We start from the raw sequence: 24,584 nt of genomic DNA, 5'->3' as shown, positions 1-24,584 counted from the left end.
GGGGCCATGGCTGGTCCCGCGCTCGGCTCCCTGTGCGACGTGCTTCCAGCGGCGGCCGCGTTGCTGAGCGTGCCGGATGCCGTCGACCGGTTGGGGGTCACGGAATCGGTTGGGAAGCAAGTTGATCGGGTCGCCGTCGTGCTGGTGGACGGACTGGGCTGGCACCTGTTACCGGAGTTGGCGGGCAGCGCGCCGCTGCTGGCCTCGGTGCTGGCCGGCGGCGCGGGGCGGCTGACCCAACTCACGTGCACCTTCCCATCGACCACGCCGAGCAGCCTGGTGTCGCTGGGTACCGGCGCACCACCCGGCGAGCACGGCATCCTCGGCTTCACCGTCAACGTCCCGGGCACCGAACGGGTACTCACCCACATCTATTGGCGCTCGGACCCGCCGTCGGCGCAGTGGCAGCCGTTGCCGACCTGGTTCGAGCGGCTGCAGCGATGCGGGGTTGCCGCGCGGGCGGTGCTGCCGGCGTTGTTCATGGGCAGCGGATTGACGGATGCGGCGTACCGCGGCGCCGATTTTCGCCCGAGCAACCCCGACGACGACTACGCCGGGCTGGTCATCGACGAGCTGCGCGCGGCACCCGGGCTGGTCTACGGCTACACCGCCGACCTGGACACCGCCGCCCACGTGTTCGGCATCGGATCACCGCACTGGCTTGCGGCGGCCGCGCGGGTCGACGCGTTGCTGGCTCACCTCCTCGACGCCCTCCCGGCGAACGCGGCGCTGCTGGTGACCGCCGATCACGGCGGCCTCAACGTTGCGCCCCAGGCCCGCATCGACCTGGACACCGACGCTCGGCTGGGCGCGGGCATCCGGGTGGTCGCGGGTGAACCGCGGGTCCGCTACCTGCACACCGAACCGGGCGCCGCGGTCGATGTGCAGGCGACGTGGACCGCGCTGCTGGACGGGCGGGCCCAGGTCTACAGTCGCGACCAGGCGGTGGCCACCGGAATGTTCGGGCCGGTCGATCCGGGGCATCTGGCGCGCATTGGCGACGTCGTCGTGATCTGCACCGGCGACACCGCGGTGCTGGCCAGCAAGCGCGAGCCCCCGGAAGCGGCCCGCCTCATCGGGTTTCACGGCGGGGCCAGCGCGGCCGAAATGGCGATACCGCTCATCGTCTTCGCCGCGTGAGCCATCGTCGGAGTGCGTGACTCTGGTGTTGCCCGCTTACCGAACCGCCGAATGGCCACAGCCCCGTTAGGCCACCCGGGTGCTCGACGCATAGGAACTCGCGGCGTCGACGATCGCCCGGAACAGCCGCAGGTCCTCGAGGAACTGTTCGGGATGCCACTGCACGCACACCACGAAGTTCTCCCCGGGTACCTCCAGCCCCTCGACGACGCCGTCGGCGTCCCAGGCGCTGACGATCAGGCCGTCACCGACCTTGTCGACGGCCTGGTGGTGATAGCACCAGGCGTCGGCGGACTCACCGAGCAGCGCGGCGAGCCTGGTCCCCGCGACCGTGGTGACCGGCAACTTGGTGAAGCGCCCGTAGCCCGCATGATGCCCGCGGTGGCCGAGGACATCGGGCAGATGCTGATGCAGGGTTCCGCCGAATGCGACATTGAGCATCTGCGTGCCGCGGCAGATGCCCAGCACCGGGAGGCCGCGGCCCAGTGCGGCCCGCAACAGCGCGAACTCGAACTCGTCGCGGACCGTGCGGGGCGCGTCGGTCTTCGGATGCGGTTGCTGGCCATAGGCGGCCGGGTCAACGTCATAGCCACCGGTGATGATCAGCCCGTCGAGGTGGTCGAGCACGCTCTCGGCGATGTCGGGATCCGCCGGCTGGGGCGGCAGTAGCACCGCGATACCGCCCGCCTTGATGACACCCTCGAAGTAGTTGGCACCCAGGTATCCCGCCGGGATGTCCCAACCGTCGGACTGCACTTGCTCGAGATAGCTGGTCAGGCCGATGACCGGCCGACGCGTTCCAGAGGCGTTCACGCCGCAGGCATCCTTTCCTTGACTGCGCGACCACGCTGTCGCCAAACGTATGCCGGCCGGGCAGGCCTACCAGGTGCTGGTGCGCAGGACGATCTCGGCCGCCAATTGGGCGGTCGACTCCTGGGCGTTGCGCCGTCCGAGCATGTCCACGCTGCGGTAGTCGGCGTAGACGAACCGTTGACTGTTGCGGGCGACCGTCCGTCCGCCCGGGGTGCTGACCAGGACGGTGGTGCCGATCTCGACCGGGGGGCAGTGGTCGTCGCGGACCACGCCGTTGACGTCGGCCACGCAGGGGTGTCCGCGGTCGACGACGACCAGGCCGACGAACCGGCCCAGCTTGGTCGCCGCGAGCTCCCAGGCGATGTCGCCGCCGGCGCGGTCGCCCACCACGACGGCCCAGCCGATACCCAGTCCGTCGAGGATGCCGATCACCGACTTCGGGGTCAGCCGGGGGTCGAGGCCGATGACAATGGTGCGAAGCGATGCGGTGTGGAGGCGCTCACAGACCGCGTCATAAGCGGCTAACTCCCGCTGTTCATCGCCGAGGATGACGACGACGACACCCTTCTCGGGACCGGACACGCCCACCGGAACGGGAAAGCCGTCGAGCGTGGTCATCATCGAGGGCACTTACGCACGCTACAGCCAATATTGACACCGCGCGAGGTTTCTCCCGGCGGTCGCGCGAGCCGCCGGCGCTACGACCCCAGCCGGCTCGCGAGGCGTGGCCGCGGCGGCGGGCCGTCGAGCAGGCCGAGGACGGCGTCCATGTCGAGATGAGACGCCAGCAATTCGGCGGCCACGTCCAGTTGGGCGTCGCGTCGCGCCACGACGTTGGTGTCGTCGGCGACAACGAACTTTGTCCGTCCGGCGGCCGCGGCCACCTCGGTCAGCCAGTCGCGGCGAAAGCCGTCGTTGTCCAGCAGGCCGTGCCAATGCGTGCCGAAGACCGCGCCCCGCACGAAACCATGTGGCTGCGAGTCGACCTCGAACCAGGCGGCCTCGGCGCACCGGACGAGCTGCCCGTGATGGATTTCGTAGCCGTGCAGCGGCCGCTGCCAGCGGCGCAGCGTCTTGTGCTCGCCGAAGACGATGTCGGCATCCAGCACCCCCAGCCCGGCCACTTCCCCGTTCCCGGATTCCACCGGGTCGTCGATGCGCCGGCCCAGCATCTGGAATCCCCCGCAGATGCCCAACGCCGGCTTGCCACCTCGGACGTGGTCGGTGATCGCGTCGGCCAGGCCGTGATCGCGCAGCCAACCCAGGTCGGCGACGGTGGCCTTGCTGCCGGGCAGCACGACCAGGTCGGCGTCGGCCAGGTCGGCCGGGTCGGCGGTCCACCGCACCAGCACACCGGGCTCGCAGGCCAGCGCCTCGACGTCGGTCGAGTTGGAGATCCGGGGCAGCCGGACGGCGGCGACCTTGAGCCACTCGCCACCGCGCGGGGCCGCCGGCCTGCCGACGACGCGATGCGCGAGCACCGACAGCGAGTCCTCGGCATCCAGCCAGAGCTCGTCGGCGTAGGGCAACACCCCATAGGTCGGGCGGCCGGTCATTTCGTGGAGTTGGCGCAGGCCGGGCGCCAGCAGCGCGAGGTCGCCGCGAAACTTGTTGACGATGAAGCCCGCGATCAGTGCCTGGTCGTCGGGGTCGAGCACGGCGACCGTGCCGAACAGATGCGCCAGCAGGCCGCCGCGGTCGATGTCGCCAACCAGGACGACGGGCAGGTTCGCGGCCCTGGCCAACCCCATGTTGGCTAAATCCGTGGCGCGCAAGTTGATTTCGGCCGGCGAGCCGGCCCCTTCACAGATCACTACATCGAATTCGTCACGCAGCGAAGCCAACTCGTCGGCGACGACTCCTGTGAGCCGGTCGCGATGCTCGAAATAGCTTGCCGCGCTGACCGAGCCGGCGACTTGACCCCGAACCACCAGCTGCGATGTCCGGTCGCTGCCCGGCTTCAGCAGAATCGGGTTGAACCGCACGCTGGGCTCCAGCCCCGCCGCCCGGGCCTGAATGGCCTGGGCGCGGCCGATTTCGCCGCCCTCGACGGTGACCGCGGAGTTGTTGGACATGTTCTGGGCCTTGAACGGCGCGACCCGTGTCCCGGTGCGGGCCAGCAGCCGGCACAGGCCCGCGACGACCACCGATTTGCCGGCATCGGAGCTGGTGCCCGCGACCAGCAGCGCGCCGTTCAAGCGCTCACGGCTTGCTATACCGAAGTGAGGATTTCGGCGCCGGTGTCGGTGACCAGCAGGGTGTGCTCGAACTGTGCGGTCCACTTGCGGTCCTTGGTGACCACGGTCCAGCCGTCGTCCCAGATCTCGTAGTCCAGCGAGCCGAGATTGATCATCGGTTCGATCGTGAACGTCATTCCCGGTTGGATCTCGGTGGTGACCGACGGCTGGTCGTAGTGCAGCACGACCAGCCCGTTGTGAAACGTGGTGCCGATGCCGTGGCCGGTGAAGTCGCGAACTACGTTGTACCCGAACCGATTTGCGTATGCCTCGATGACGCGGCCGACGACCGAAAGCGCGCGTCCGGGTTTGACGGCGTTGATCGCGCGCATCGTCGCCTCACGCGTGCGCTCGACGAGCAGCCGGTGTTCCTCGGACACATCCCCGGCCAGAAACGTCGCGTTGGTGTCACCGTGCACGCCGTCGATGTAGGCGGTGACGTCGATGTTGACGATGTCGCCGTCTTCGACCACCGTCGAGTCCGGGATGCCGTGGCAGATCACCTCGTTGAGCGACGTGCAACAGGACTTCGGGTAGCCCTTGTAGCCCAGGGTCGACGGGTAGGCGCCGTTGTCCACCATGTACTCGTGCGCGATGCGGTCCAGCTCGTCGGTGGTCACGCCGGGCGCGACCGCCTTGCCCGCCTCTTGCAGCGCACCGGCCGCAATCCGGCCCGCGACGCGCATCTTCTCGATCACCTCGGGCGTCTGCACCCACGGCTCGGTGCCCTCCTTGGCGGTGGGCTTCCATGCATACTCGGGGCGCGGGATGCGGTTGGGCACCGGCAGAGTCGGGGACAACACGCCGGGTGAAAGCGCGGTGCGAACAGGCATGCTCGCTAGCTTAATCGCGCCTTTCGGCTGCGTGTCGGCCATCGCCGGTGCATCAGGGGCGTCGAGTGTGTCCGCAGGACGGCATCTCGCCCGTTTTCCCGACGTCGACGCACACGCGAAACCGCTGACGCACACGCGACGCGTGTCAGGCCTTGCGGCGACGCAGCAGCGCGCGGCGCGGTCCGTGGATGGTCACCGAGCCGCACACCACTCGCCCGGCCAGCACCACGTGCGGCCTGCCCTCGCCGGGGGCGTCCTTGCGGCGGTCGCGAGCACTGCCGACGTAGACCTCGACGTCGTCGATCGAGGCGCTGGCGCCATCCGGCAGCCAGATGTCGACCGAGCCGAACCGCACGTCGAGCTCGACGACCACCACCGGGCCGGCGAACCGGGCCTTGGTCAGCTCGAGTTTGACCGAACCCAGCCGCCGTACCAGCGCCAATCGGGTGGGCACCGTCCATTCGCCGTGCCGCCGCAGCGAGCCGGCCCAGCCACGCAGCTCGATCCGATCCGCCGCCGAGGTGACGATCGCGCCCGGCCCGGGCAGGTCACCGACCAGGCCGTCCAGTTCGCCCTGGGTGCGCGCGTAGGACACCCGCGTCGAGCGCTGCTCGAACTCGTCGATATCGATCAGCCCGAGCGCAACCGCGTTGTGCAGCCGCCGCATGGTGCCGTTGCGGTCCGCATCGGAGACGCGCAGCGTCACCATGTCCCCGCCACTATCCGTCATGCTCGCAATTTACGCCGTAACGGGTCCCCGGACCGAAAAGCTTCAGGTCAGATAGCCCGGCGGCAGCGACTCGAACATGAATTTCGTCATCCGGACCGCCCATTCCGAGCTGCCACCCCCGACGATCAGCGCCGCGAAGGCCAGATCGCCGCGGTACCCGGCGAACCAGGAGTGCGAGCCGCCCGGGAACTCGGCCTCACCGGTCTTCCCGTAGATCTCACCGCAGCCGTTGATCTCCTTGGCGGTCCCATTGGTCACCACGAGCCGCATCATCGGGCGCAGCGCGTCGATCATCTTCGGGCTGATCGGAGCGCTGTCACCCTCGACCGCCGTCGGGCGGCCCGCGATCAACTGCGGCACCGGGGTTTTCCCGGCGGCGACGGTGGCCGCCACCAGGGCCATGCCGAACGGGCTGGCCAGCACCCGGCCCTGGCCGAAGCCGTCTTCGGTGCGCTCGGCCAGGTCGACCGTCGGCGGCACCGACCCGGTCACGGTAGTGATGCCGTCCACCGTGTAGTCGACCCCGATCCCGTATTGGGAGGCCGTCTGCGTCAGGCCCCGCGGCGGCATCCTGCTGCTCAATTCGGCGAACGTGGTGTTGCAGGAACTGGCGAACGCGCGAGACATCGACACCACGCCGAGGTCGAATCCGCCGTAGTTGGGGATGGTGCGGTGGCCGATGTCCAGATGGCCCGGGCAGCCGACCATCGAGTTGGGTGTGGCCATGTCGCGGTCGACGGCGGCGCCGGCGGTGACCATCTTGAACGTCGACCCCGGCGGAAACAGGCCGTTGGTGGCGGGCAGGCCGTCGGCGTCGGCCGCGCCGTTCTGCGCGATCGCCAGGATCTCCCCCGTCGACGGCTTGATCGCGACGATCATCGCCTTGCCGCCCTTGTTGTCCACCGCGCGCTGGGCGGCGTTCTGCACGATCCGGTCCAAGGTGATCGACACCGACGGGGCCGGCGCCCCTTCGACCTCATGCAGCACCGCGACGTCGACGTTGTTCTGGTTGACGCTGACCACCCGCCAGCCAGCCTGACCGTCGAGTTGGTCGATCACGGCCTTCTTGACCTCGCCCACGACGGCGGGGGCGAAATGCGGGTCGGTCGCCAGCATGTCGGCCTGCGGGGTGACCACGATCCCGGGCAGCCGGCCGATCACCGGAAACACCTTGTCGTTGTCGGCGGGAAGCAGCGTGACGCCCAGGTCCACCTGGTTGGGCGTCGAGCTGGCCCGCTCGGCGAGCAGCTGCGGGTCGGTCAGCGTGTCGTTGAACGGCCGCAGCACGTCGACGATCGAGTGGGTGGTGAAGCTCAACGACTGCGGCGGGCCGGCCTTGGTGGCGTCCAGCGTGTAGTGATAACGGTAGCCCGGCGCCAGCACGTCGCTGCCGCCGAGTTCGTTCACCGAGGCGCGCCGCGGCGCGTCGGCGCGCAACGCGAACGTCTGGTGCTCCCCCAGCTTCGGGTGCAACCCGTTGGGCGCCCACCGGACCTCCCAGTGGCCCTCGTCGCGGGCCATCTTCAGCTGGCCGTCATAGCTCCACACCCGGTTCTTCGGCAGATGCCAGCTGAACCGGTAGTTGACCGTGCCGGTGTCCTCGGCGTACTTCGAGCCGAGGATCTGCGCGTCCAAATGGGTGGCCTGCAGCCCGGCCCAGGCGGCGTTGAGCGCCTCGCGAGCCTCGTTCGGGTTGTCGCTGAGTTGGGCGGCCGTTGCGGTGTCGCCAATGGCCAACGCGCGGAAGAACTTCTCCGCGGCGGGGCCCGGACCATCGGGCCGCGGCGTGCATCCAGACAGCGCCACAGCCGCGACGAGCAGCAGTGCCGTAGCCGCCGACACGACTGATACTGGTGAGGTTTTTGTGGCCATCGTTACTGATGTTAAGAACACAGGCGGGTGCACAGCCGCCGACACACCGAGACCTCGCCGTTATGTCGGGCAACGGCCTCCGGTGGGCGTGCTCCCGCGATTTCCGGGTACCTCGAACCTGAAAGCCCGGCTAGTCGAGCAGGACCGTGGCGAAGGTGCCGACCTCGGCGAAGCCCACCCGGGCGTAGGCAGCGCGCGCCACCTCGTTGAAGTCGTTCACGTACAGGCTGGCGATGCGCCCGCTGCCGACGATCACGGCGGCCAGCATCGCGGTACCCCGCGCACCGAGCCCCAGGCCGCGCCACTCCGGATGCACCCAGACGCCCTGGATCTGCCCGACCGCGGGCGATTGCGATCCGACCTCGGCCTTGAAAACGACCTGACCGTGCTCGAAGCGGGCCCAGGCGCGCCCGGCGGCGATCAGGCTAGCCACCCGGCGGCGGTAGCCGCGGCCGCCGTCGCCCAGGCGCGGGTCGATGCCGACCTCACCGATGAACATGTCGACCGCGGCCACCAGGTAGGCGTCCAGCTCCTCCGGCCGCACCTGACGCACCTCGGGGTCGAGGTCACACATCGGATGTTTGGCCAGCGCCATCAGCGGTTGGCGTTCGCGCACGTCACGCGCCGGGCCCCAGGCCGTCTCGAGCCGCTCCCACATCGGCAGGACCAGGCTGGCCCGCCCGACCAGCGAGGAGCAGCGCCGCGTCCCGCTCATCGCCTCGTCGGCGAACGCATTCAGGTCGGCCGGCAGCCCGCGCAGCGGGATCAGGTTGGCACCGGCGAAGCACAGCGACTCGTCCGCGCCGCGGCGGGTCCACAGCTCCCCGCCGATCGCGCCGGGGTCGATGCCGTGATCGGCGACGCGGGAGGCGACCATGCAGGACCCGATCGGGTCCTCGTCGAGTACCCGCCACACCGCGGCGGCGTCACGCACCACCGACACCCGTCGGTCGCCAACGAGGCGAAACAGGGGCGGAGCCGACATCTGGCGAACTCTCTGTGGTGCGAACTGAAGGGCCAGCAAGAGCGAACTGGTCTTATCAGCTTACGGTGACAACCGGCGTCCCGCTGGCTGTTGTGCCAGGACCGTTATCACCAGCCATGTCCGAAGCCAACCGCATCGCCTCTTCGATCAGCGTCTCGACGATCTGAGCTTCGGGAACGGTCTTGATCACCTCGCCGCGAACGAATATCTGGCCCTTGCCGTTTCCGGAGGCAACGCCGAGATCGGCCTCGCGGGCCTCCCCCGGACCGTTGACGACGCAGCCCATCACGGCGACCCGCAGCGGCACGTCGAGCCCGTCCAGGCCGGCGGACACCGCGTTGGCCAGGGTGTAGACGTCGACCTGCGCGCGACCGCACGACGGGCACGAAACGATCTCCAGCCCGCGGGGGCGCAGGTTCAGCGATTCCAGAATCTGAATGCCGACCTTGACTTCCTCGACCGGCGGCGCCGACAGGGACACCCGGATGGTGTCGCCGATGCCGCGGGACAGCAGGGCGCCGAAGGCCACCGCCGACTTGATGGTGCCCTGGAACGCCGGCCCGGCCTCGGTCACACCGAGGTGCAGCGGATAGTCGCACGCCGCGGCCAGCTGTTCGTAGGCGGCGACCATTACGACGGGGTCGTTGTGCTTGACGCTGATCTTGATGTCACCGAAGCCATGCTCCTCGAACAGCGAGGCCTCCCACAGCGCCGACTCGACCAGCGCCTCCGGTGTGGCCTTGCCGTACTTCTGCATGAACCGCTTGTCCAGCGAGCCGGCGTTGACGCCGATGCGGATCGGGATGCCGGCCGCGGCGGCCGCCTTGGCGACCTCACCGACCCGGCCGTCGAACTCCTTGATGTTGCCCGGATTGACCCGCACCGCAGCACATCCGGCGTCGATCGCGGCGAAGATGTACTTCGGCTGGAAGTGGATGTCGGCGATCACCGGGATCTGGCTGTGCCGGGCGATCTCGGCCAGCGCGTCGGCATCTTCCTGACGCGGGCACGCCACCCGGACGATGTCGCAACCCGCGGCGGTCAGCTCGGCGATCTGCTGCAGCGTCGTGTTGACGTCGTGCGTTTTGGTGGTGCACATCGACTGCACCGAAATCGGGGAATCGCTGCCGACCCCGACGTCGCGGACCATCAATTGGCGCGTTTTACGCCGGGGCGCAAGCGTGGGCGCCGGCGCTTCCGGCATACCCAGGCCAATGCCGGTCATTGGAAGAGCCTGATCGGGTTGACCAGATCGGCGGTCACGGTCAGCAGCATGTAGCCCACCACGAACACCAGCACCACATAGGTCGCCGGCATCAGCTTGAGGTAGTTGACCGGGGCCGCGGCGACCATGCCGCGGGCGGACCGGACCAGGTTGCGGATCTTTTCGAACATCGCGACGGCGATGTGGCCGCCGTCGAACGGCAGCAGCGGCAACAGGTTGATCGCGCCCAGGATCAGGTTCAGCTGGGCCAGGAAGAACCAGAACGCCACCCACAGCCCGTGGTCGACGGTGTCGCCGCCGATGATGCTGGCCCCGACGACGCTCATCGGCGTCTGCGGGTCGCGCTGCCCGCCGCCGATCGCGTGCACCAGCGCGCCGACCTTGCCGGGGATCGCGACCAGCGCCTTGCCCACCTCGGCCGTCAGGTCGCCGGTGAAGGCGAACGTCGCGGGGATGGCGCCGAGCACGCCGTAGTGGGTGGGCGCCTGTTTGACGCCGCCGACGCCCATGGCGCCGACCGTTGCGGCGGCGGGCTTGCCGTCCTGACCGTTGCCGACGTATCGCTGGGTCTGCGCGATGTCGACGTAGGCGGTGATCGGGGTGCCGTTACGTTCGACGACGACCGGGACGGTGCCGTGCAGCTTGCGGATCGCGGCGGCCATGTCGTCGAAGGTGGACACCTTGGTGTCGCCGACCTTGACCACGACGTCGCCGGGACGGATGCCGGCCAGCGCGGCCGGTCCGGGACCAGTGCACTCACCGAGCTTGCCCGGCGCGACTTCTGGTGCGATGCAAGCGGTTTCGCCGACAATTGCCTGGGTGGGCGGGTGCAGGTTGGGCAGCCCCCAGATCAGTGCGATCACATAGATCAGCACCACACAGATGATGAAGTTCATGGCCGGGCCGGCGAACAGCACCGCGACCCGCTTCCACGTCTTCTGCTTGTACATGGCCCGGTCGGCCTCGTCGGGCGCCAGGTCCTCGACCGGGGTCATGCCGGCGATGTCGCAGAAGCCGCCCAACGGAACGGCCTTGACGCCGTACTCGGTCTCGCCGCGCCGAGTCGACCACAGCGTCGGGCCGAAGCCGACGAAATAGCGGCGCACCTTCATCCCGGTGGCACGCGCGACCCACATGTGGCCGCATTCGTGCAGGGCCACCGAGACCAGGATGGCCAGCGCGAACAGCACAATGCCGATTGCGAACATCATCAGCCGCTAGGACCTTTCTAAGACCATTCCCGAGACTTTGGCGGGGCTTGCAGTTGTGACCGCGCGCTGCGCTCGCTCCCGTGCCCAGCGCTGCGCGTCTAGTACCTCATCCACGTTAGCCGGTGAAACGGCCCACTGGTCGGCGGCGCTCAGCACGTCGGCGATTGTTCTGACGATGGTCGGAAAGCTGATGCGGCCGTCCAGGAACGCCGCCGCGGCCTCCTCGTTGGCGGCGTTATAGACCGCGGTCATGCAGCCGCCGGTCTCGCCGGCGTGGCGGGCCAGCTCGACGGCCGGGAAAACGTCGTTGTCCAACGGCTCGAATTCCCAGGTAGACGCGGTGGTGAAGTCGCAGGCCGCGGCCGCACCGGCCACCCGCCGGGGCCAGCCCAGCGCCAGGGAGATGGGCAGCTTCATGTCCGGCGGGCTGGCCTGGGCGATAGTCGAGCCGTCGATAAATGTGACCATTGAATGAACAATCGACTGGGGGTGCACGACGACCTCGATGCGGTCGTACGCAACGCCGAACAGCAGGTGGGTTTCGATGAGCTCGAGTCCCTTGTTCACCAGCGACGCCGAGTTCAGCGTGTTCATCGGGCCCATTGACCAGGTCGGATGGGCACCGGCCTGCTCCGGGGTGACGGCCTCCAGGTCGGTGGCGGCCCAGCCGCGAAACGGGCCGCCCGAGGCGGTCAGCACTAGCTTGGCGACCTCGTCGGGCTCGCCGCCGCGCAGGCACTGGGCCAGCGCGGAGTGCTCGGAATCCACCGGGACGATCTGACCTGGTCGCGCAGCCCTCAAGACCAGCGGACCGCCGGCGATCAGCGATTCCTTATTGGCCAGCGCCAGCCGAGCGCCCGAGTGCAGCGCCGCCAGCGTCGGGCGCAGGCCCAACGCCCCGACCAGGGCATTGAGCACGACGTCGGCCTCGGTTTCCTCGACCAGCCGGGTGACCGCGTCGGGGCCGCTGAACCGGACGTCACCGAGCGCCGCGGCGGCTTGCTCGTCGGCGACGGCGATATTGGTCACCCCGGTCTCGGCGCGCTGGCGCGCCAGGGTGTCCGGGTTCGACCCGCCCGCCGCCAGTCCGACCACCTCGAAGCGGTCCGGGTTGGCGGCGATGACCTCCAGCGCCTGGGTGCCGATGGAGCCGGTGCTGCCCAACACGAGCACCCGGATCCGGCCGTCTGCCTGCGCGTCAGTCGTGGTCGGGCGGGTCACCTACTCATTGTGCCGTTTCGGCCCGGCTACCGGGGCGCTGCGTTGCCAACTTTTCGGATGGCTTCGGACTGCGAGGAAAGCAAACCAGTTTCGCAGCCATCCGTCATCGGCATCGCTCCGAATCACTGGCGTTAACGGGAGGACGGCGATATCGCCGTGTTGAGCAAAGGAGGGAAATTCAATGATGAATGACCGGGTCAGGGCACTGGCGGCGGCAGGCCTCGCAGCGGTCGCGATCGTGGGCTTCTCCGGGTGTTCGAGCAACAAGCCCGCAGCCCAGGGCACTACCAGCACCAGTGCCGCACCGGCGACCAGCATGGCCACGTCGGCCACGACGACCGCAACAGCGGACCCGGCCGCCGACCTGGTCGGGTCCGGCTGTTCGGCCTACGCCGCGCAAAATCCCACCGGTCCGGGGTCAGTCGCCGGAATGGCACAGGACCCGGTCGCGACGGCGGCATCCAACAACCCGATGCTGACGACGCTGACGTCGGCGCTGTCGGGCAAGTTGAACCCGAACGTCAATCTGGTCGACACCCTTAACAATGGGCAATACACCGTGTTTGCGCCGACCAACGCTGCATTCGACAAGCTTCCGGCTGCCACTGTCGACAAGCTCAAGACAGACGCTGCGCTGCTCAAAAGCATCCTGACCTACCACGTCGTACCAGGCCAGCTGAGTCCGGCCAAGGTCGACGGCGCCCACGCCACACTGCAGGGCGCCAATGCCACGGTGACCGGCCAGGGAAATGACATCAAGGTCAACGACGCGAGTGTGGTGTGCGGAGGGGTGCACACCGCGAACGCGACCGTCTACATGATCGACTCGGTGCTGATGCCGCCGACCTCGTAAGGAGTTATGCACGCACGACATGGCGGCCCGCCTCGGCGAGCCGCCATGTCGCGTCAAATGGTAATGCTGTTCGAGCGAAATCAACTGCAGCCCTTGTCAATCCGCGTCAATCCGCCGCGACCTCGGTGACGAATACCGAGCATGCTTACCCTCATTCTGGTCGGCTTCCTCGGAGGCCTGATCACCGGAATATCGCCGTGCATCCTGCCGGTATTGCCGGTGATATTTTTCTCCGCCACCCCCGCCGGCAGCACGTCGCCCGCACCGCACGATGGTGCGGTCGCGGTTGAAACCGAACGGCGACTGTCCGAGACCCTGCGCCCATACCGGGTGATCGGCGGCCTGGTGATCAGCTTCAGCGTGGTCACCCTGCTCGGCTCGGCGCTGCTGTCGTTGCTGCGTCTACCGCAGGACGCCATCCGCTGGATCGCGCTGGTGGCGTTGGTGGCGATCGGCATCGGCCTCATCTTCCCCCAGTTTGAGCAGCTGCTGGAGCGGCCGTTCTCTCGCATTCCCCAGAAGCGGATCCTCCACCGCAGCAACGGTTTTGGGCTCGGACTGGCGCTGGGCGTGCTGTATGTCCCGTGCGCAGGGCCCGTCCTGGCCGCGATCGTCGTCGCCGGAGCCACCGCAACCATCAGCGCGGGACTGGTCGCGCTGACCGCCGCATTCGCGATCGGTGCTGCACTGCCGCTACTGTTCTTCGCGCTGGCCGGGCAACGAGTGGCAGAGCGTGTCAAGGCTTTTCGGCGCCGTCAGCGCGAGATTCGAATTGCCGCGGGGATCGTGACGATCCTGCTCGCGGTGGCGCTGGTCTTCGATCTGCCGGCGCAGTTGCAGCGGGCCATTCCCGACTACACGGCCACACTGCAGCGCAAGGTCGGCGGCGCCGAGGAGATCAGGGAGAAGCTGAACCTCGGCGGCATCGTCAACGACCAGAATGCGCGGCTGTCCGACTGCAGCAACGGCGGGACCAAGCTCGAAAGCTGCGGCCACGCACCAGATCTCAAAGGCATCGCCGCTTGGTTGAACACGCCCGAGGGCAGGCCGATCACCCTGGATTCGTTGCGCGGCAAGGTCGTGCTGATTGATTTCTGGGCGTACTCCTGCATCAATTGCCAACGTGCAATCCCGCATGTCGCCGGCTGGTACCGCGACTACCACGGCAGTGGCCTGGAAGTGATTGGCGTGCATACCCCGGAGTACGCGTTCGAAAAAGTCCCGGAGAACGTCGTCCGAGGCGCGGCGGACCTGGGCATCACCTACCCGATCGCGCTGGACAACGGGTACAGCACCTGGACGAACTATCGCAACCGGTATTGGCCCGCCGAATATCTCGTCGACCGCAGCGGCACGGTCCGCCACATCAAGTTCGGGGAAGGCGATTACGACGTCACCGAACAACTGATCAGGCAGCTGCTCACCGATGCGAAGCCGGACGTCAGACTCCCCCCACCCGTCGACACGGCCGACATCACCCCACCATCCGGCCTCACACCGGAGACGTATTTGTCCGTCGGCAAAGTGGTGAATTACGCCGGCGGCGGCACATACGACGAAGGGGCCGCGACGTTTCGGTATCCGCCGGCCCTGAAGGCCGACAGTTTCGCGCTGACGGGGCCGTGGTCGCTGGACTATCAAGGCGCGACGGCCGGCGGCGACAACTCGGCCGTCAAACTCAGCTACCGTGCCAAAAACGTGTACATCGTCGCCGGCGGAACCGGGACGCTGACCGTGCTGCGGGACGGCAAGTCGACGACTGTGCCGATCAGCGGACCACCGACCTCCCATCAGGTCGTCGCCGGCGATCGGGTGGCACCGGGATTGCTGGAGGTCCGGCCGAGCAAGGGGTTGCAGGTGTTTTCCTTCACCTACGGTTGATTCGCCGTCGGGGTCAATCCGAAAGCGAATTGGCTCCGAAGAACTGGTATCGGGGTTCAGCCAGCCGGGTTGGACTTCCCGACCTACCAGTGGAGTGATTGCACATGAAATTACCGGGCAAAATTGTGACGACCAGTTTCGCGGCGGCCAGCATCGTGGGCCTCGGGGTCGCCGTCTCGCCGAGCGCCGCTGCGGCCGACTTGGTGGGTCCGGGCTGCGCGGACTACGCGGCGGCCAACCCCAGCGGTCCCGCTTCGGTGGAAGGGATGTCGGGGGTCCCAGTGGCGGTTGCGGCCTCGAACAATCCCCAGCTGACCACGCTGACCTCGGCGCTTTCGGGTCAGCTCAATCCGCAGGTGAATCTGGTCGACACCCTCAACAACGGTCAGTACACGGTGTTCGCGCCGACCGATGCCGCATTCAGCAAGCTGCCCGAATCCACGATCGGCCAGTTGAAGACGAACGCGCCCCTGCTGAAGAGCATCCTCACCTACCACGTTCTTCAGGGTCAGTTGAGCCCGGCCAAGGTCGACGGCACCCACCCGACGCTGCAGGGCGCGAACGTGACGGTGACGGGTCAGGGCAACGGCATCAAGGTCAACAACGCGAACGTGGTCTGTGGTGGGGTGACCACAGCGAACGCGACGGTGTACATGATCGACACGGTCTTGATGCCGCCCTCGTAGGTAGCGCAGGCCGGCTAGCGCCACATGGCAGCCGAGGTTGGCGGCCGGGCCCGATCTGCGGGGCCGACCGCCAACCCGTGCCTGCGCCGGGTACTAGCGCGCTGCGTGTGCCAGAATCGTGATCGAGAAAAGCCGATCAGATCCGAAGGGAATCGCCGTGGCCAGTACCGAGGTGGAGCACTACAACGGCGTCGACCCGGCCGAGGTGCCATCCGCCGCGTGGGGCTGGAGCAAGATCAACACCCGCACCTGGCACGTCGTCGGCATCTTTGGCGTGCTGTTCCTGCTGGCCATGCTGCGCGGCAACCACGTCGGCCACGTCGAGGACAACTTCCTGATCGGTTTCGCGCTCCTGGCGCTCTTCATCCTGATCCGCGACATGTGGGGCCGCCGGCGCGGCTGGATTCGCTAGCGACCGGCCGCGCTCAGCGCCGTGCGTGTCGGCGCCAGGCGCCCACCAGCGCGGCGCCCACCAGCGCGACCAACGCCACCAGCCACGGCCAGACGCCATGCTGATGCACCCAACCGGCCAGCGCGCCCTGTAGCCGCCCGCCCGCCAGAATCACTGAGTCCCGGGGATCCGCCGCGGTGTTCAGCAGCCGCAACTCGTAGCTGCCGTAGTAGCCGACATACAGCCCGACCAGCACCAGCAGCGCGCCGCCGATCCGGTTGACGAACGGCATGATGCGCCGCAGCCGATCGGCCAGCGCCGTGCTCGCGGTCGCGGCGGCAACGGCGAGCACGCCGATGACCAGCGTCAGGCCCGCGACGTAGGCCAGATAGATGGACACGCCCGTGACGACCGACCCGCTGCGCAGGCCCGCGGCGGTGACCGCCAGAAACGGCCCGATCGTGCACGACAGCGACGCGATCGCGTAACTGATGCCGTAGCCATACATGCCCGCCAGTCCCGTGGGCGCCCACCGCGGTCCCAGCGCCCGGGGCGTCAGCGCGGTCAGCTCGCGACCCGAGAGCAGCCAGATCCCAAGCGCCACAAGCACAATGCCGATCACGACGGTCGCGTACGGTAGGTATCGCTGCACCGTGGCGGCCGCCGAGATGGTCAGCGCGCCGAACAATCCGAACACCGTCAGAAAGCCGAGCGCCATGCCGGCGGTGGCAGCCAGCGCGCGTCCCACCCCGGCCGCCGGGCTGAGACGTTCTCCGTTGCGCTGGCCGCGCACCACCAGCAGCAGGTAGGCGGGCAGCATCGCGAACCCGCACGGGTTCACCGCGGCCACCAACCCGGCAGCGAATGCCAGACCGACGAGACCGTGGTTCACTTCAGCGCGGCCACCCGACCGGCCAGTTCCTGCTGGGGCATCGCCGAGGTGGGGTTATTGACGAACGTCGAGCTGCCGTCCGCCCGGTAGAACACGTAGGCCGGCTGCCAGGGCACGTTGTAACGCGCCCAGATCGAGCCGTCGGCGTCGTTGAGGTTGATGAAGTTCAGGCCGTATTTGGAGACGAAGGCCTGTTCGGCGCCGGGGTCGGAGTGCCCGGCGATGCCGACGAACGTGACACCGGGATTGGCGGCCGCGACCTGGGCCACTCCGGGAGCCTCGGCGTTGCAGAACGGGCAAAACGGCGCCCAGAACCACAGCACCGCCGGTTTCCCCTGCAGGCTGGCACCGTTGAACGGCGCCCCGCTCAGCGTGGTTCCGGTGAACTGCAGCCGGTCGTCGGCGGCCTGTGCCCGTGGTGCGGCCGATACGAGAACAATCGCGACCAGGCCCGTCACGATGGCCGCGGCAAACATCTTGAAGCGCGCTAACAAGTGAATCGTCATACCAACCCCCTTTGCTGGACTGCTACTTCACAACACGTGGTAGCCGACCTCCTGGTTCACCACTGCGGCTACCCACCTGCGGCGGCCAGCTGTCCGCAGGCCGTGCCTGAATCGCCTGCGCTCCAGCTACCCACCTGCGGCGGCCAGCTGTCCGCAGGCCGTGCCTGAATCGCCTGCGCTCCAGCTACCCACCTGCGGCGGCCAGCTGTCCGCAGGCGGCGCTGATCTCGCGGCCCCGGGTGTCTCGGACCGTGCACGAGACGCCTTTCGCCCGGACTCGCCGGACAAACTCGCGCTCCACGTCTTTAGGGCTGGCGTCCCAATCGCTGCCCGAGGTCGGGTTGAGCGGGATCAGGTTCACATGCGCCAGCGGCCCGAGCGCGCCGTGCAGTCGCTTGCCGAGCAGGTCGGCGCGCCACGGCTGGTCGTTGACGTCGCGAATCAGCGCGTACTCGATCGACACCCGCCGGCCCGTCACGTCGCCGTAGTATCGGGCGGCGTCGAGCGCCTCGCTGATCTTCCACCGGTTGTTGACCGGAACCAGCGTGTCGCGCAGTTCGTCGTCCGGGGCATGCAGCGACAACGCCAGCGTCACGCCCAGCCGTTCGTCGGCGAGCTTGCGGATCGCCGGGGCCAGGCCGACCGTCGACACCGTCACCGATCGGGCCGAGATGCCGAAGCCGTGCGGCGGCGCCTCGGTGATGCGCCGCACCGCGGCCACCGTCCGCGCGTAGTTGGCCAGCGGCTCCCCCATCCCCATGAACACCACGTTCGACAGCCGGTCACCGAACTCGTCGCGCAACGCCACCGCGGCGGTACGCACCTGTTCGGTGATCTCGGCGGTCGACAGGTTGCGGGTCAATCCGCCCTGGCCGGTCGCGCAGAACGGACACGCCATGCCGCAACCCGCCTGCGACGAGATGCACACGGTGTTGCGCTGTGGATAGCGCATCAGGACCGACTCAAACATGGTGCCAGCAGGGTCATTGACGGCCCGCCACAACGTCTTTCGCGTCTGCCCGGCGTCGCAGGTGATCTCCCGGGCGACGCTCAGCAGATTCGGGAACATCGTCTCGGCAATCACGTCGCGCACCGCCGCCGGCAGGTCGGTCATCTGCCGCGGATCCGCGATCAACCGGCCGTAGTACTGCTGCGCGAGTTGCTTGGCCCGAAACGCCGGCAAGCCGAGCTCCTCGACGGCCGCCGCCCGGCCGGCCGCGTCAAGGTCGGCGAGGTGCCGCGGCGGCTTTCCCGCACGCGGCTCTTCGAACACCAATTGTTGGGCCATGCTCTGTCCAGTATCGGCTAGCGGCGGGCGGCCTAGGGAACCAAGGTGAGCACGATCCAGGCCGCGACGGCCGACGGCAGCACTCCGTCGAGCCGGTCCATCAGGCCGCCGTGGCCGGGGAGCAGTCGGCCCATGTCCTTGATGCCGAGGTCCCGCTTCACCTGCGATTCCACCAGGTCGCCGAGCGTGCAGCTGAGCACCAGGATGAGACCCAGCAGCGCGCCAATCCACGCCGGTTTGCCCGCCAAGAGGGTGGCGGTCAGGATCGCGGCGGAAATCCCGAAGACCAGGGAGCCGGTGAATCCCTCCCAGGACTTCTTCGGGCTGATCGACGGGACCAGCGGATGCTTGCCGAAGAGCGCCCCGACGGCATATCCACCGGTGTCGGAAGCGACGACGGTAACCATCAGGCAGAACACCCGTCCCGCGCCGTCGGGCGGATAGACGAGCAGGACGCCGAAGGAGGCGAACAGCGGGACCCAGGCGGCCAGGAAGACGGTGGCCGAAGCGTCGCGCAGGTAGTTCGACGACGAGCCGGCGGGTGAGGGACTGCGGCTGGGATCCGGCATGAACAACCGCCAGACATTGCAGGCCACCACGGTGGCGGCGAACCCGGCCAGTGCGCCGGCGGCGTGGTACGGCCAGGTCAGCCAGACCGTGACCTGGCCACCGACCAGTAATGGGATGACCGCAATGACGTACCCGGCTTCGCGCAGCCGTCGCACCACCTCGTGGCTGGCAACGAGAATCGCGATGGCCACGATGAGCACCCAGAAGCGCGGAGCGAAGACCAGCGTCGCGACGAGCAGCCCGCCGATCGCCGCACCGACCGCGATCGCCGCGGGCAGGTCGCGTCCGGCCCTCGACGTCTTCTTGGCGGGTTTCTGCAGGGTGTCTTTGGCGCCCCGCGCCGGCTCGTCGGGCGGGGTGCCTGGGCCGGCATCGGAGGTTGGCACGGACGTGGTTGCTGAGCGGCCGCTAGACCTCCAGCAGCTCGCCTTCTTTGTGCTTGACCAGCTCGTCGATCTGGTTGACATAGTGCTGGGTGGTCTTGTCCAGGTCCTTTTCGGCGCGGCCGACATCATCCTCGCCGGCCTCCCCGTCCTTGCGAATCCGGTGCAGTTCTTCCATCGACTTGCGACGGATGTTGCGCACCGAGACCTTCGCGTCTTCGCCCTTGCCCTTGGCCTGTTTGACCAGCTCGCGACGGCGTTCCTCGGTCAGCTGCGGCACCGCCACCCGAATCAGGGTGCCGTCGTTGCTGGGGTTCACCCCGAGGTCGGAGTTGCGAATCGCCGTCTCGATCGCGTGCAGCTGGCTGGCTTCGTACGGCTTGATGACGACAAGCCGCGCCTCCGGGACGTTGATGCTGGCCAGCTGGGTGATCGGAGTCGTCGTGCCGTAGTAGTCGATGACGATCCGGGAGAACATGCCGGGATTGGCGCGGCCGGTCCGGATGGTTGACAAGTCGTCACGAGCCACGGATACGGCCTTCTCCATTTTCTCTTCAGCGTCGAAGAGAGCCTCATCGATCATCTGCGCCACTCCTCTTCATCGCTGCGCTCTGCATCGTCGCAGTCGCCGATCATGTGCGTCTTCCCCTCAAGTGGTGACTAGCGTTCCGATCTTCTCACCAGCGACCGCCCGAGCGATATTGCCGTCGGTCAGCAGGTTGAACACCAGGATTGGCATGCCATTGTCCATACACAGGCTGAACGCGGTGGCATCGGCCACCCGCAGCCCCCGGTCGATGACTTCCCGGTGGCTGATGGAGGTGAGCAACTCCGCGTCGGGATTCACCCGCGGATCCTCGGTGAACACCCCGTCGACCGCCTTGGCCATCAAGACCACGTCGGCGCCGATCTCCAGCGCGCGCTGCGCGGCCGTGGTGTCGGTGGAAAAGTACGGCAGCCCCATGCCGGCGCCGAAGATGACCACGCGGCCCTTCTCCAGATGACGGACGGCCCGCAGCGGGATGTAGGGCTCGGCGACCTGGCCCATCGTGATCGCGGTCTGAACGCGGGTGTCGATGCCTTCCTTCTGCAGGAAGTCTTGCAGCGCAAGGCTATTCATCACGGTGCCGAGCATCCCCATGTAGTCCGAGCGGGTGCGCTCCATACCGCGCTGCTGCAGTTGCGCACCCCGGAAGAAGTTGCCGCCACCGATCACGACGGCGACCTGCACGCCGTCGCGGACCACCTCGGCGATCTGGCGGGCGACCTGCGCCACCACATCGGGATCCAGCCCGACCTGGCCGCCGCCGAACATCTCGCCGCCAAGCTTCAGCAACACCCGCGAATACTTGGCACGTGGCTGGCTGCAGGGTTGTCCGTCGTCGGATGAAGGACTCGGCACGCCGTTAGCGCTGGTGGGCTCGGGCTGCGTCATCAGACTCCTCGCATGACAGTGCCATCCCAGGCTGGCGCACGGTGACCCCACCCGGAACGGCAGTTCATATCCTGCCCCATCGCAGCACAATCTGACGCCAGCGGGGTGGAATATTTGCCCGGACGGCGAGCCACGACGCGGCCAAGGGCCGTCGGCGCAGGTCATGCTCGGGTGCGGCGCCGTCGCGACTTTGCTTCCGGCGTCAAATGTTTGAGGTCTCGACGGCCTGGGAATCCGCACCAACGCGGTGGGGAAATCTGCGGTCTTGAGAAGCAGGGCCGGACCACGCCGTACGCCGGAAGCGATCGTCAGCCGCTCGTACGGGCGCGTCAGTCGCGAATCCCTGGTACGCCACTGAGGAGGAATTGATTCATGGCGGACAACGAAAACTCTGGACCCGCGGAAGCGGTCAAGGGCGTCGTCGAAGACGTCAAGGGCAAGGTCAAGGAAGCCGCCGGCGCACTGGCCGGTCGCGACGACCTCACCCGCGAAGGTGAGGCCCAGCAGGACAAGGCCGAGGCCCAGCGCGACGCGGCCAAGAAGGAAGCCGAAGCCGAGGCCGCACGCGGCGCCGCCAAGGTGGCCGAGGAGCGCCAGAAGGCCAACCAATAACCTGTTTGAAGGATGGGTCCGGCCCGTTTTGACGGGCCGGACCCGTCGACTTTCGCCGCCGTTGTCGTGCCATCGGCGGCAAAACCATCTCCAATAACCTCGGATTCCAACGGGCAATCGCTCGAACGCAGGCTCCAAACAGGGCATAGTTGTGTGCTGAATGGGGTATTCAGCGCAGCGCTGACGGACACTTCCCGCGAGGTGCTGGCGCGGTCGGGGGCGGCGACGGCCTGAGGTTTGGAGATGTCATTGGACGTGCTACTGCTATCCAATGCCGACGATTTCGCATCGGCGTTACCGACCCTGCCGTCGTTAACGCAAACAATTCGCCGCATCCCGCTCTCCGAGCAACTCGACGGGCATCATGACGGTGCTGACGTGGCCATTATCGACGCGCGCACCGATCTGGCGGCGGCTCGCAATGTATGTCGCGGCCTGACGGCCCGCGCGCCCGCGGTCGCGGTGGTGGCGGTCGTCGCACCGGCGCACTTCGCGTCGGTGGACGTCGACTGGCGCCTCGACGACGTGATGTTGCCCGCCACCGGCGCCGACGAGCTCGAGGCGCGATTGCGCCTGGCAATCAAACGACGCCGCAGCACGGTGGACGGCTACCTGAAGTTCGGTGATCTCGTCCTGCACCCGGCGAGTTTTGCCGGATCGCTGTGCGGCAAAGATCTCAGCCTGACGGTCACCGAGTTCAAATTGCTGAATTTCCTTGTGCAACATGCCGGTCGGGCGTTCAGCCGTACCCGGCTGATGCACGAGGTGTGGGGATACGACTCGACCGGACGCGTCCGCACCGTCGATGTTCACGTGCGGCGGCTGCGCGCAAAGCTAGGGCCCGAACACGAGTCGATGGTCGACACCGTCCGCGGTGTGGGCTACATGGCGGTGACGCCACCGCATCCGCAGTGGGTTGTCGACGACGTGGGATCGAGCCGCCATCTCAACGGCAGCGCCCAACACTGATAGCGTTGCGGTTGAACCACTTTCGATCATCACGCAAACAGCGGTAGCGCGCGCTTGCGCGCCAGCGCGTCCATTCCCCGCTGAATGGCGTCTTGGACCTCTCGGTATTTTGCGTCGACGTAGTCATCGTCCTCGGCGCGAGCGGGATCGTGGTCCAGCTCGACCGGGGGCATAAACCGCGTCCTGATCTTGGCCGGCAACGGAAGCTGCGGCAGTGCGGCCGGCGCGATGCCCCACGGCAGCGAGACCGCCAGCGGAAAGACCTTGAGCCGCAACAGTCGGTCAAGTCGCAACGCCCTGGACAAGCGGTCACCGCGGATCAGCACGGGCATCGCGTCCGCACCGCCAACCGTGGCGATCGGCACTATCGGCACGCCGGACCGAATCGCCATCTTCACGAAGCCTTTGCGCCCCGCCAGATTGGCGCGATCGCGCTCGGCCCAGGGACGCAGCGAATCCACTTCTCCGCCAGGCCATAGCGCGACGTCTCGTCCCTCGGCTAGCGCGGTGGCAATGGCGTCCGGGGCGGCCGGCAGCACACCCATCGACCGGAAGTAGCGGCCGAAGAGCGGAATCGCCATCAACGCGTCGTGGGCGGTGCCATGCAGCGTGCGGTCCGGGCCGAAGCGGCGCCACCATTGCAGACCGACGGTCCAGGCGTCCCAGACGAACGGGGCGCCGGAGTGAATCCCGACCAGCAGCGCCGGCGGCTGCTCAGGGATGTTCTCCCAACCGTCGATCTCCATCCGAAACCAGTAGTCGACCAACAGATTCCACACGAACTTCTGGTGTTGCAGCATGGCTTCGTCCTGGCCGCTGAGGTCCCACCGGGCGGCGCGCTGCGCCACCCAGCCGCTCAATCCACCACTGAGTTGGTCGCGCTTTTCTTCCATCGCCTCGCGGGCCTGTTCGGCATGCTCTTGAGCTTGTTCGCGCACCGCCGCCGGCCGGTGATCTGTGTAACCCATTTCTGCCGTGTACCCCGTTGAGCCGCAGGTAATTCGGTGAATTACCGGCGAAAAGCCCAGGCCATCCAGTGTCGACGCAGAACTCCCCGCGCCACGATGTGTGGCGCGGGGAGTTCTTCAAGGCCCAAGGCGGGCTTAGGTGTTCGCGTGCGCGTTCGGCGCCGGGGCGGGCGGCTGACCCGGTGCCGGGGTGGCGTTCGGTGCCGCACCCGGCTCCGAGCCACCCTGCACGTTCGACGTCCAGATCAGGATGTCCTGAGTGCCCTCGTTGTAGACGACGCCGTTCGGCGGTGCGCCGGTCACATCGAAGTACAGCGTGCCGGTCGACTCACTGCCCTGCGGGATCGGCGCCGGGTTCAGGCTGCCCGGGGCGCCGACTTTGTCGATCACCCGGTAGTTCTGGCCGTTAGGCCCACGGGCGACGAAGTCGTTCACCATCGGGGTGACCAGCCCGCCATCCGACCGGGCCGTGACGTCCGCCTGGTAGAGCGTGCCCTTCGGCGTGTAGCCCGGGATCACCACATTGCTCGGCTGCAGGTTGCTCACCGTGTAGTTGGTGATCAGCGGCCCCGCGACGAGCTGCTGGCTGGTGCCGAAGCCCTGGATGTTGGGCGCCGCGGACGCGGTCGCCGCGGTGAAAGCGCTGACAGCAGCAATACCGGCGGCTCCGATCACCGATTTCACAGCATTGGAAGTGAACTTCATGCTAAATACCTCTCAGTCCAATCGCGACCATTGTTTTGCCCGCGATGATTTCCCCCCGGCACGGGTTATCACCGCACCATTCCGGCGTAACCAATCCCCGCCAGCCCCAAACATCAGGGCGCTGAACTGGCGAAACGCCGTCGCTCGTCAAATAAATCATTTCGCCACAGAATGCGCA

General features: G+C 67.6%; 25 protein-coding genes. 7 read left to right on the top strand and 18 right to left on the bottom strand.

Features of this window, described 5'->3' with window-relative positions:
• Positions 1–6 precede the first annotated feature (6 nt).
• Entirely contained in the window at positions 7–1,140 is a 1,134-nt protein-coding gene (locus MJO58_RS09215; protein WP_239722656.1) for an alkaline phosphatase family protein, read from the top strand.
• A 66-nt stretch (positions 1,141–1,206) separates the two neighbouring features.
• Here MJO58_RS09215 and MJO58_RS09210 read toward each other — a convergent pair whose 3' ends face one another.
• From MJO58_RS09210 to dxr, 10 genes are all read right to left on the bottom strand, one after another.
• Complete coding sequence (locus MJO58_RS09210; protein WP_239722655.1) at positions 1,207–1,953, bottom strand: gamma-glutamyl-gamma-aminobutyrate hydrolase family protein; 747 nt, start codon at positions 1,951–1,953, stop codon at positions 1,207–1,209.
• Positions 1,954–2,019: 66 nt separating this feature from the next.
• Complete coding sequence (locus MJO58_RS09205; RefSeq protein WP_239723204.1) at positions 2,020–2,574, bottom strand: alpha/beta hydrolase; 555 nt, start codon at positions 2,572–2,574, stop codon at positions 2,020–2,022.
• 77 nt (positions 2,575–2,651) lie between these two features.
• On the bottom strand, positions 2,652–4,151 hold the full coding sequence (locus tag MJO58_RS09200; RefSeq protein WP_239722654.1) for a cobyric acid synthase: 1,500 nt from the start codon (positions 4,149–4,151) through the stop codon (positions 2,652–2,654).
• 14 nt (positions 4,152–4,165) lie between these two features.
• Positions 4,166–5,023 carry a type I methionyl aminopeptidase gene (map, locus tag MJO58_RS09195; protein WP_090608686.1) on the bottom strand — a complete coding sequence of 286 codons (858 nt, stop codon included), beginning with the start codon at positions 5,021–5,023 and terminating at the stop codon, positions 4,166–4,168.
• Between the two features lie 145 nt (positions 5,024–5,168).
• Positions 5,169–5,753, bottom strand: coding sequence for a DUF1707 SHOCT-like domain-containing protein (locus MJO58_RS09190; RefSeq protein WP_239722653.1), 585 nt, complete (start codon positions 5,751–5,753; stop codon positions 5,169–5,171).
• Positions 5,754–5,795: 42 nt separating this feature from the next.
• A complete protein-coding gene (locus MJO58_RS09185) occupies positions 5,796–7,625 on the bottom strand; it encodes a penicillin-binding transpeptidase domain-containing protein (RefSeq protein WP_090601200.1) in 1,830 nt (609 codons plus the stop codon).
• Between the two features lie 130 nt (positions 7,626–7,755).
• On the bottom strand, positions 7,756–8,610 hold the full coding sequence (locus MJO58_RS09180; RefSeq protein WP_090601199.1) for a GNAT family N-acetyltransferase: 855 nt from the start codon (positions 8,608–8,610) through the stop codon (positions 7,756–7,758).
• 55 nt (positions 8,611–8,665) lie between these two features.
• The gene (gene ispG / locus MJO58_RS09175; protein ID WP_090601198.1) at positions 8,666–9,835 is read right to left on the bottom strand and encodes a flavodoxin-dependent (E)-4-hydroxy-3-methylbut-2-enyl-diphosphate synthase; all 1,170 of its coding nucleotides are present in this window, start codon (positions 9,833–9,835) and stop codon (positions 8,666–8,668) included.
• Positions 9,832–11,046 carry a M50 family metallopeptidase gene (locus MJO58_RS09170; RefSeq protein WP_239722652.1) on the bottom strand — a complete coding sequence of 405 codons (1,215 nt, stop codon included), beginning with the start codon at positions 11,044–11,046 and terminating at the stop codon, positions 9,832–9,834. Before MJO58_RS09170 ends, ispG begins: the two co-directional genes overlap by 4 nt.
• 6 nt (positions 11,047–11,052) lie before the next feature.
• Positions 11,053–12,267 (bottom strand): 1-deoxy-D-xylulose-5-phosphate reductoisomerase, encoded by a 1,215-nt coding sequence (dxr, locus tag MJO58_RS09165; RefSeq protein ID WP_239722651.1) that lies wholly within the window; start codon positions 12,265–12,267, stop codon positions 11,053–11,055.
• A gap of 181 nt (positions 12,268–12,448) precedes the next feature.
• On the opposite strand from dxr, the gene MJO58_RS09160 reads away from it, so the two are divergent.
• From MJO58_RS09160 to MJO58_RS09145, 4 genes are all read left to right on the top strand, one after another.
• On the top strand, positions 12,449–13,120 hold the full coding sequence (locus tag MJO58_RS09160) for a fasciclin domain-containing protein (protein WP_090601195.1): 672 nt from the start codon (positions 12,449–12,451) through the stop codon (positions 13,118–13,120).
• A gap of 141 nt (positions 13,121–13,261) precedes the next feature.
• Positions 13,262–15,001 (top strand): cytochrome c biogenesis protein DipZ, encoded by a 1,740-nt coding sequence (locus MJO58_RS09155; protein ID WP_239722650.1) that lies wholly within the window; start codon positions 13,262–13,264, stop codon positions 14,999–15,001.
• Between the two features lie 104 nt (positions 15,002–15,105).
• Entirely contained in the window at positions 15,106–15,687 is a 582-nt protein-coding gene (locus tag MJO58_RS09150) for a fasciclin domain-containing protein (RefSeq protein WP_090601193.1), read from the top strand.
• A gap of 157 nt (positions 15,688–15,844) precedes the next feature.
• Positions 15,845–16,099: a DUF2631 domain-containing protein gene (locus MJO58_RS09145; RefSeq protein WP_090608684.1), complete on the top strand. Its 255-nt coding sequence runs from the start codon at positions 15,845–15,847 to the stop codon at positions 16,097–16,099.
• A 13-nt stretch (positions 16,100–16,112) separates the two neighbouring features.
• Here MJO58_RS09145 and MJO58_RS09140 read toward each other — a convergent pair whose 3' ends face one another.
• The 6 genes from MJO58_RS09140 to pyrH all read right to left on the bottom strand — a co-directional run bounded on the left by MJO58_RS09140 (position 16,113) and on the right by pyrH (position 21,152).
• Positions 16,113–16,970: a cytochrome c biogenesis CcdA family protein gene (locus tag MJO58_RS09140; protein WP_239722649.1), complete on the bottom strand. Its 858-nt coding sequence runs from the start codon at positions 16,968–16,970 to the stop codon at positions 16,113–16,115.
• Positions 16,967–17,476, bottom strand: coding sequence for a disulfide bond-forming protein DsbE (dsbE, locus tag MJO58_RS09135; protein WP_239722648.1), 510 nt, complete (start codon positions 17,474–17,476; stop codon positions 16,967–16,969). Before dsbE ends, MJO58_RS09140 begins: the two co-directional genes overlap by 4 nt.
• Positions 17,477–17,660: 184 nt before the next feature.
• A complete protein-coding gene (gene rlmN / locus MJO58_RS09130; protein ID WP_239722647.1) occupies positions 17,661–18,764 on the bottom strand; it encodes a dual-specificity RNA methyltransferase RlmN in 1,104 nt (367 codons plus the stop codon).
• Between the two features lie 32 nt (positions 18,765–18,796).
• Positions 18,797–19,720 carry a phosphatidate cytidylyltransferase gene (locus MJO58_RS09125; RefSeq protein ID WP_239722646.1) on the bottom strand — a complete coding sequence of 308 codons (924 nt, stop codon included), beginning with the start codon at positions 19,718–19,720 and terminating at the stop codon, positions 18,797–18,799.
• A 22-nt stretch (positions 19,721–19,742) separates the two neighbouring features.
• On the bottom strand, positions 19,743–20,300 hold the full coding sequence (frr, locus tag MJO58_RS09120) for a ribosome recycling factor (RefSeq protein WP_090608681.1): 558 nt from the start codon (positions 20,298–20,300) through the stop codon (positions 19,743–19,745).
• Positions 20,301–20,366: 66 nt separating this feature from the next.
• Entirely contained in the window at positions 20,367–21,152 is a 786-nt protein-coding gene (gene pyrH / locus MJO58_RS09115; protein WP_090601189.1) for a UMP kinase, read from the bottom strand.
• Between the two features lie 372 nt (positions 21,153–21,524).
• Here pyrH and mbp1 point away from each other — a divergent pair, with 372 nt between their 5' ends.
• Positions 21,525–21,764 (top strand): microaggregate-binding protein 1, encoded by a 240-nt coding sequence (gene mbp1 / locus MJO58_RS09110; RefSeq protein ID WP_090601188.1) that lies wholly within the window; start codon positions 21,525–21,527, stop codon positions 21,762–21,764.
• A gap of 243 nt (positions 21,765–22,007) precedes the next feature.
• The gene (locus tag MJO58_RS09105) at positions 22,008–22,733 is read left to right on the top strand and encodes a winged helix-turn-helix domain-containing protein (RefSeq protein WP_239722645.1); all 726 of its coding nucleotides are present in this window, start codon (positions 22,008–22,010) and stop codon (positions 22,731–22,733) included.
• A gap of 29 nt (positions 22,734–22,762) precedes the next feature.
• Here MJO58_RS09105 and MJO58_RS09100 read toward each other — a convergent pair whose 3' ends face one another.
• Together MJO58_RS09100 and MJO58_RS09095 are read right to left on the bottom strand one after the other, a co-directional pair.
• Positions 22,763–23,701 (bottom strand): lysophospholipid acyltransferase family protein, encoded by a 939-nt coding sequence (locus tag MJO58_RS09100; RefSeq protein ID WP_090601187.1) that lies wholly within the window; start codon positions 23,699–23,701, stop codon positions 22,763–22,765.
• A gap of 135 nt (positions 23,702–23,836) precedes the next feature.
• Positions 23,837–24,406, bottom strand: coding sequence for an MPT63 family protein (locus MJO58_RS09095; protein ID WP_239722644.1), 570 nt, complete (start codon positions 24,404–24,406; stop codon positions 23,837–23,839).
• Positions 24,407–24,584: the final 178 nt, after the last annotated feature.

Origin of the sequence: Mycobacterium lentiflavum, assembly GCF_022374895.2 — a bacterium.
Taxonomy (GTDB): Bacteria; Actinomycetota; Actinomycetes; order Mycobacteriales; family Mycobacteriaceae; genus Mycobacterium; species Mycobacterium lentiflavum.
This window is presented reverse-complemented; position numbering and strand designations above follow the sequence as displayed.

Bases quoted from the DNA above. Each gene is read 5' to 3' on its own strand.
- rlmN (WP_239722647.1), bottom strand. From the start codon at position 18,764: ATGGCCCAACAATTGGTGTTCGAAGAGCCGCGTGCGGGAAAGCCGCCG.
- MJO58_RS09160 (WP_090601195.1), top strand. From the start codon at position 12,449: ATGATGAATGACCGGGTCAGGGCACTGGCGGCGGCAGGCCTCGCAGCG.
- MJO58_RS09215 (WP_239722656.1), top strand. From the start codon at position 7: ATGGCTGGTCCCGCGCTCGGCTCCCTGTGCGACGTGCTTCCAGCGGCG.
- MJO58_RS09150 (WP_090601193.1), top strand. From the start codon at position 15,106: ATGAAATTACCGGGCAAAATTGTGACGACCAGTTTCGCGGCGGCCAGC.
- MJO58_RS09185 (WP_090601200.1), bottom strand. From the start codon at position 7,625: ATGGCCACAAAAACCTCACCAGTATCAGTCGTGTCGGCGGCTACGGCA.
- ispG (WP_090601198.1), bottom strand. From the start codon at position 9,835: ATGACCGGCATTGGCCTGGGTATGCCGGAAGCGCCGGCGCCCACGCTT.
- MJO58_RS09105 (WP_239722645.1), top strand. From the start codon at position 22,008: ATGTCATTGGACGTGCTACTGCTATCCAATGCCGACGATTTCGCATCG.
- dsbE (WP_239722648.1), bottom strand. From the start codon at position 17,476: ATGACGATTCACTTGTTAGCGCGCTTCAAGATGTTTGCCGCGGCCATC.
- map (WP_090608686.1), bottom strand. From the start codon at position 5,023: ATGCCTGTTCGCACCGCGCTTTCACCCGGCGTGTTGTCCCCGACTCTG.
- MJO58_RS09170 (WP_239722652.1), bottom strand. From the start codon at position 11,046: ATGATGTTCGCAATCGGCATTGTGCTGTTCGCGCTGGCCATCCTGGTC.
- MJO58_RS09100 (WP_090601187.1), bottom strand. From the start codon at position 23,701: ATGGGTTACACAGATCACCGGCCGGCGGCGGTGCGCGAACAAGCTCAA.
- pyrH (WP_090601189.1), bottom strand. From the start codon at position 21,152: ATGACGCAGCCCGAGCCCACCAGCGCTAACGGCGTGCCGAGTCCTTCA.
- mbp1 (WP_090601188.1), top strand. From the start codon at position 21,525: ATGGCGGACAACGAAAACTCTGGACCCGCGGAAGCGGTCAAGGGCGTC.
- frr (WP_090608681.1), bottom strand. From the start codon at position 20,300: ATGATCGATGAGGCTCTCTTCGACGCTGAAGAGAAAATGGAGAAGGCC.
- MJO58_RS09190 (WP_239722653.1), bottom strand. From the start codon at position 5,753: ATGACGGATAGTGGCGGGGACATGGTGACGCTGCGCGTCTCCGATGCG.
- MJO58_RS09180 (WP_090601199.1), bottom strand. From the start codon at position 8,610: ATGTCGGCTCCGCCCCTGTTTCGCCTCGTTGGCGACCGACGGGTGTCG.
- MJO58_RS09095 (WP_239722644.1), bottom strand. From the start codon at position 24,406: ATGAAGTTCACTTCCAATGCTGTGAAATCGGTGATCGGAGCCGCCGGT.
- MJO58_RS09155 (WP_239722650.1), top strand. From the start codon at position 13,262: ATGCTTACCCTCATTCTGGTCGGCTTCCTCGGAGGCCTGATCACCGGA.
- MJO58_RS09205 (WP_239723204.1), bottom strand. From the start codon at position 2,574: ATGATGACCACGCTCGACGGCTTTCCCGTTCCGGTGGGCGTGTCCGGT.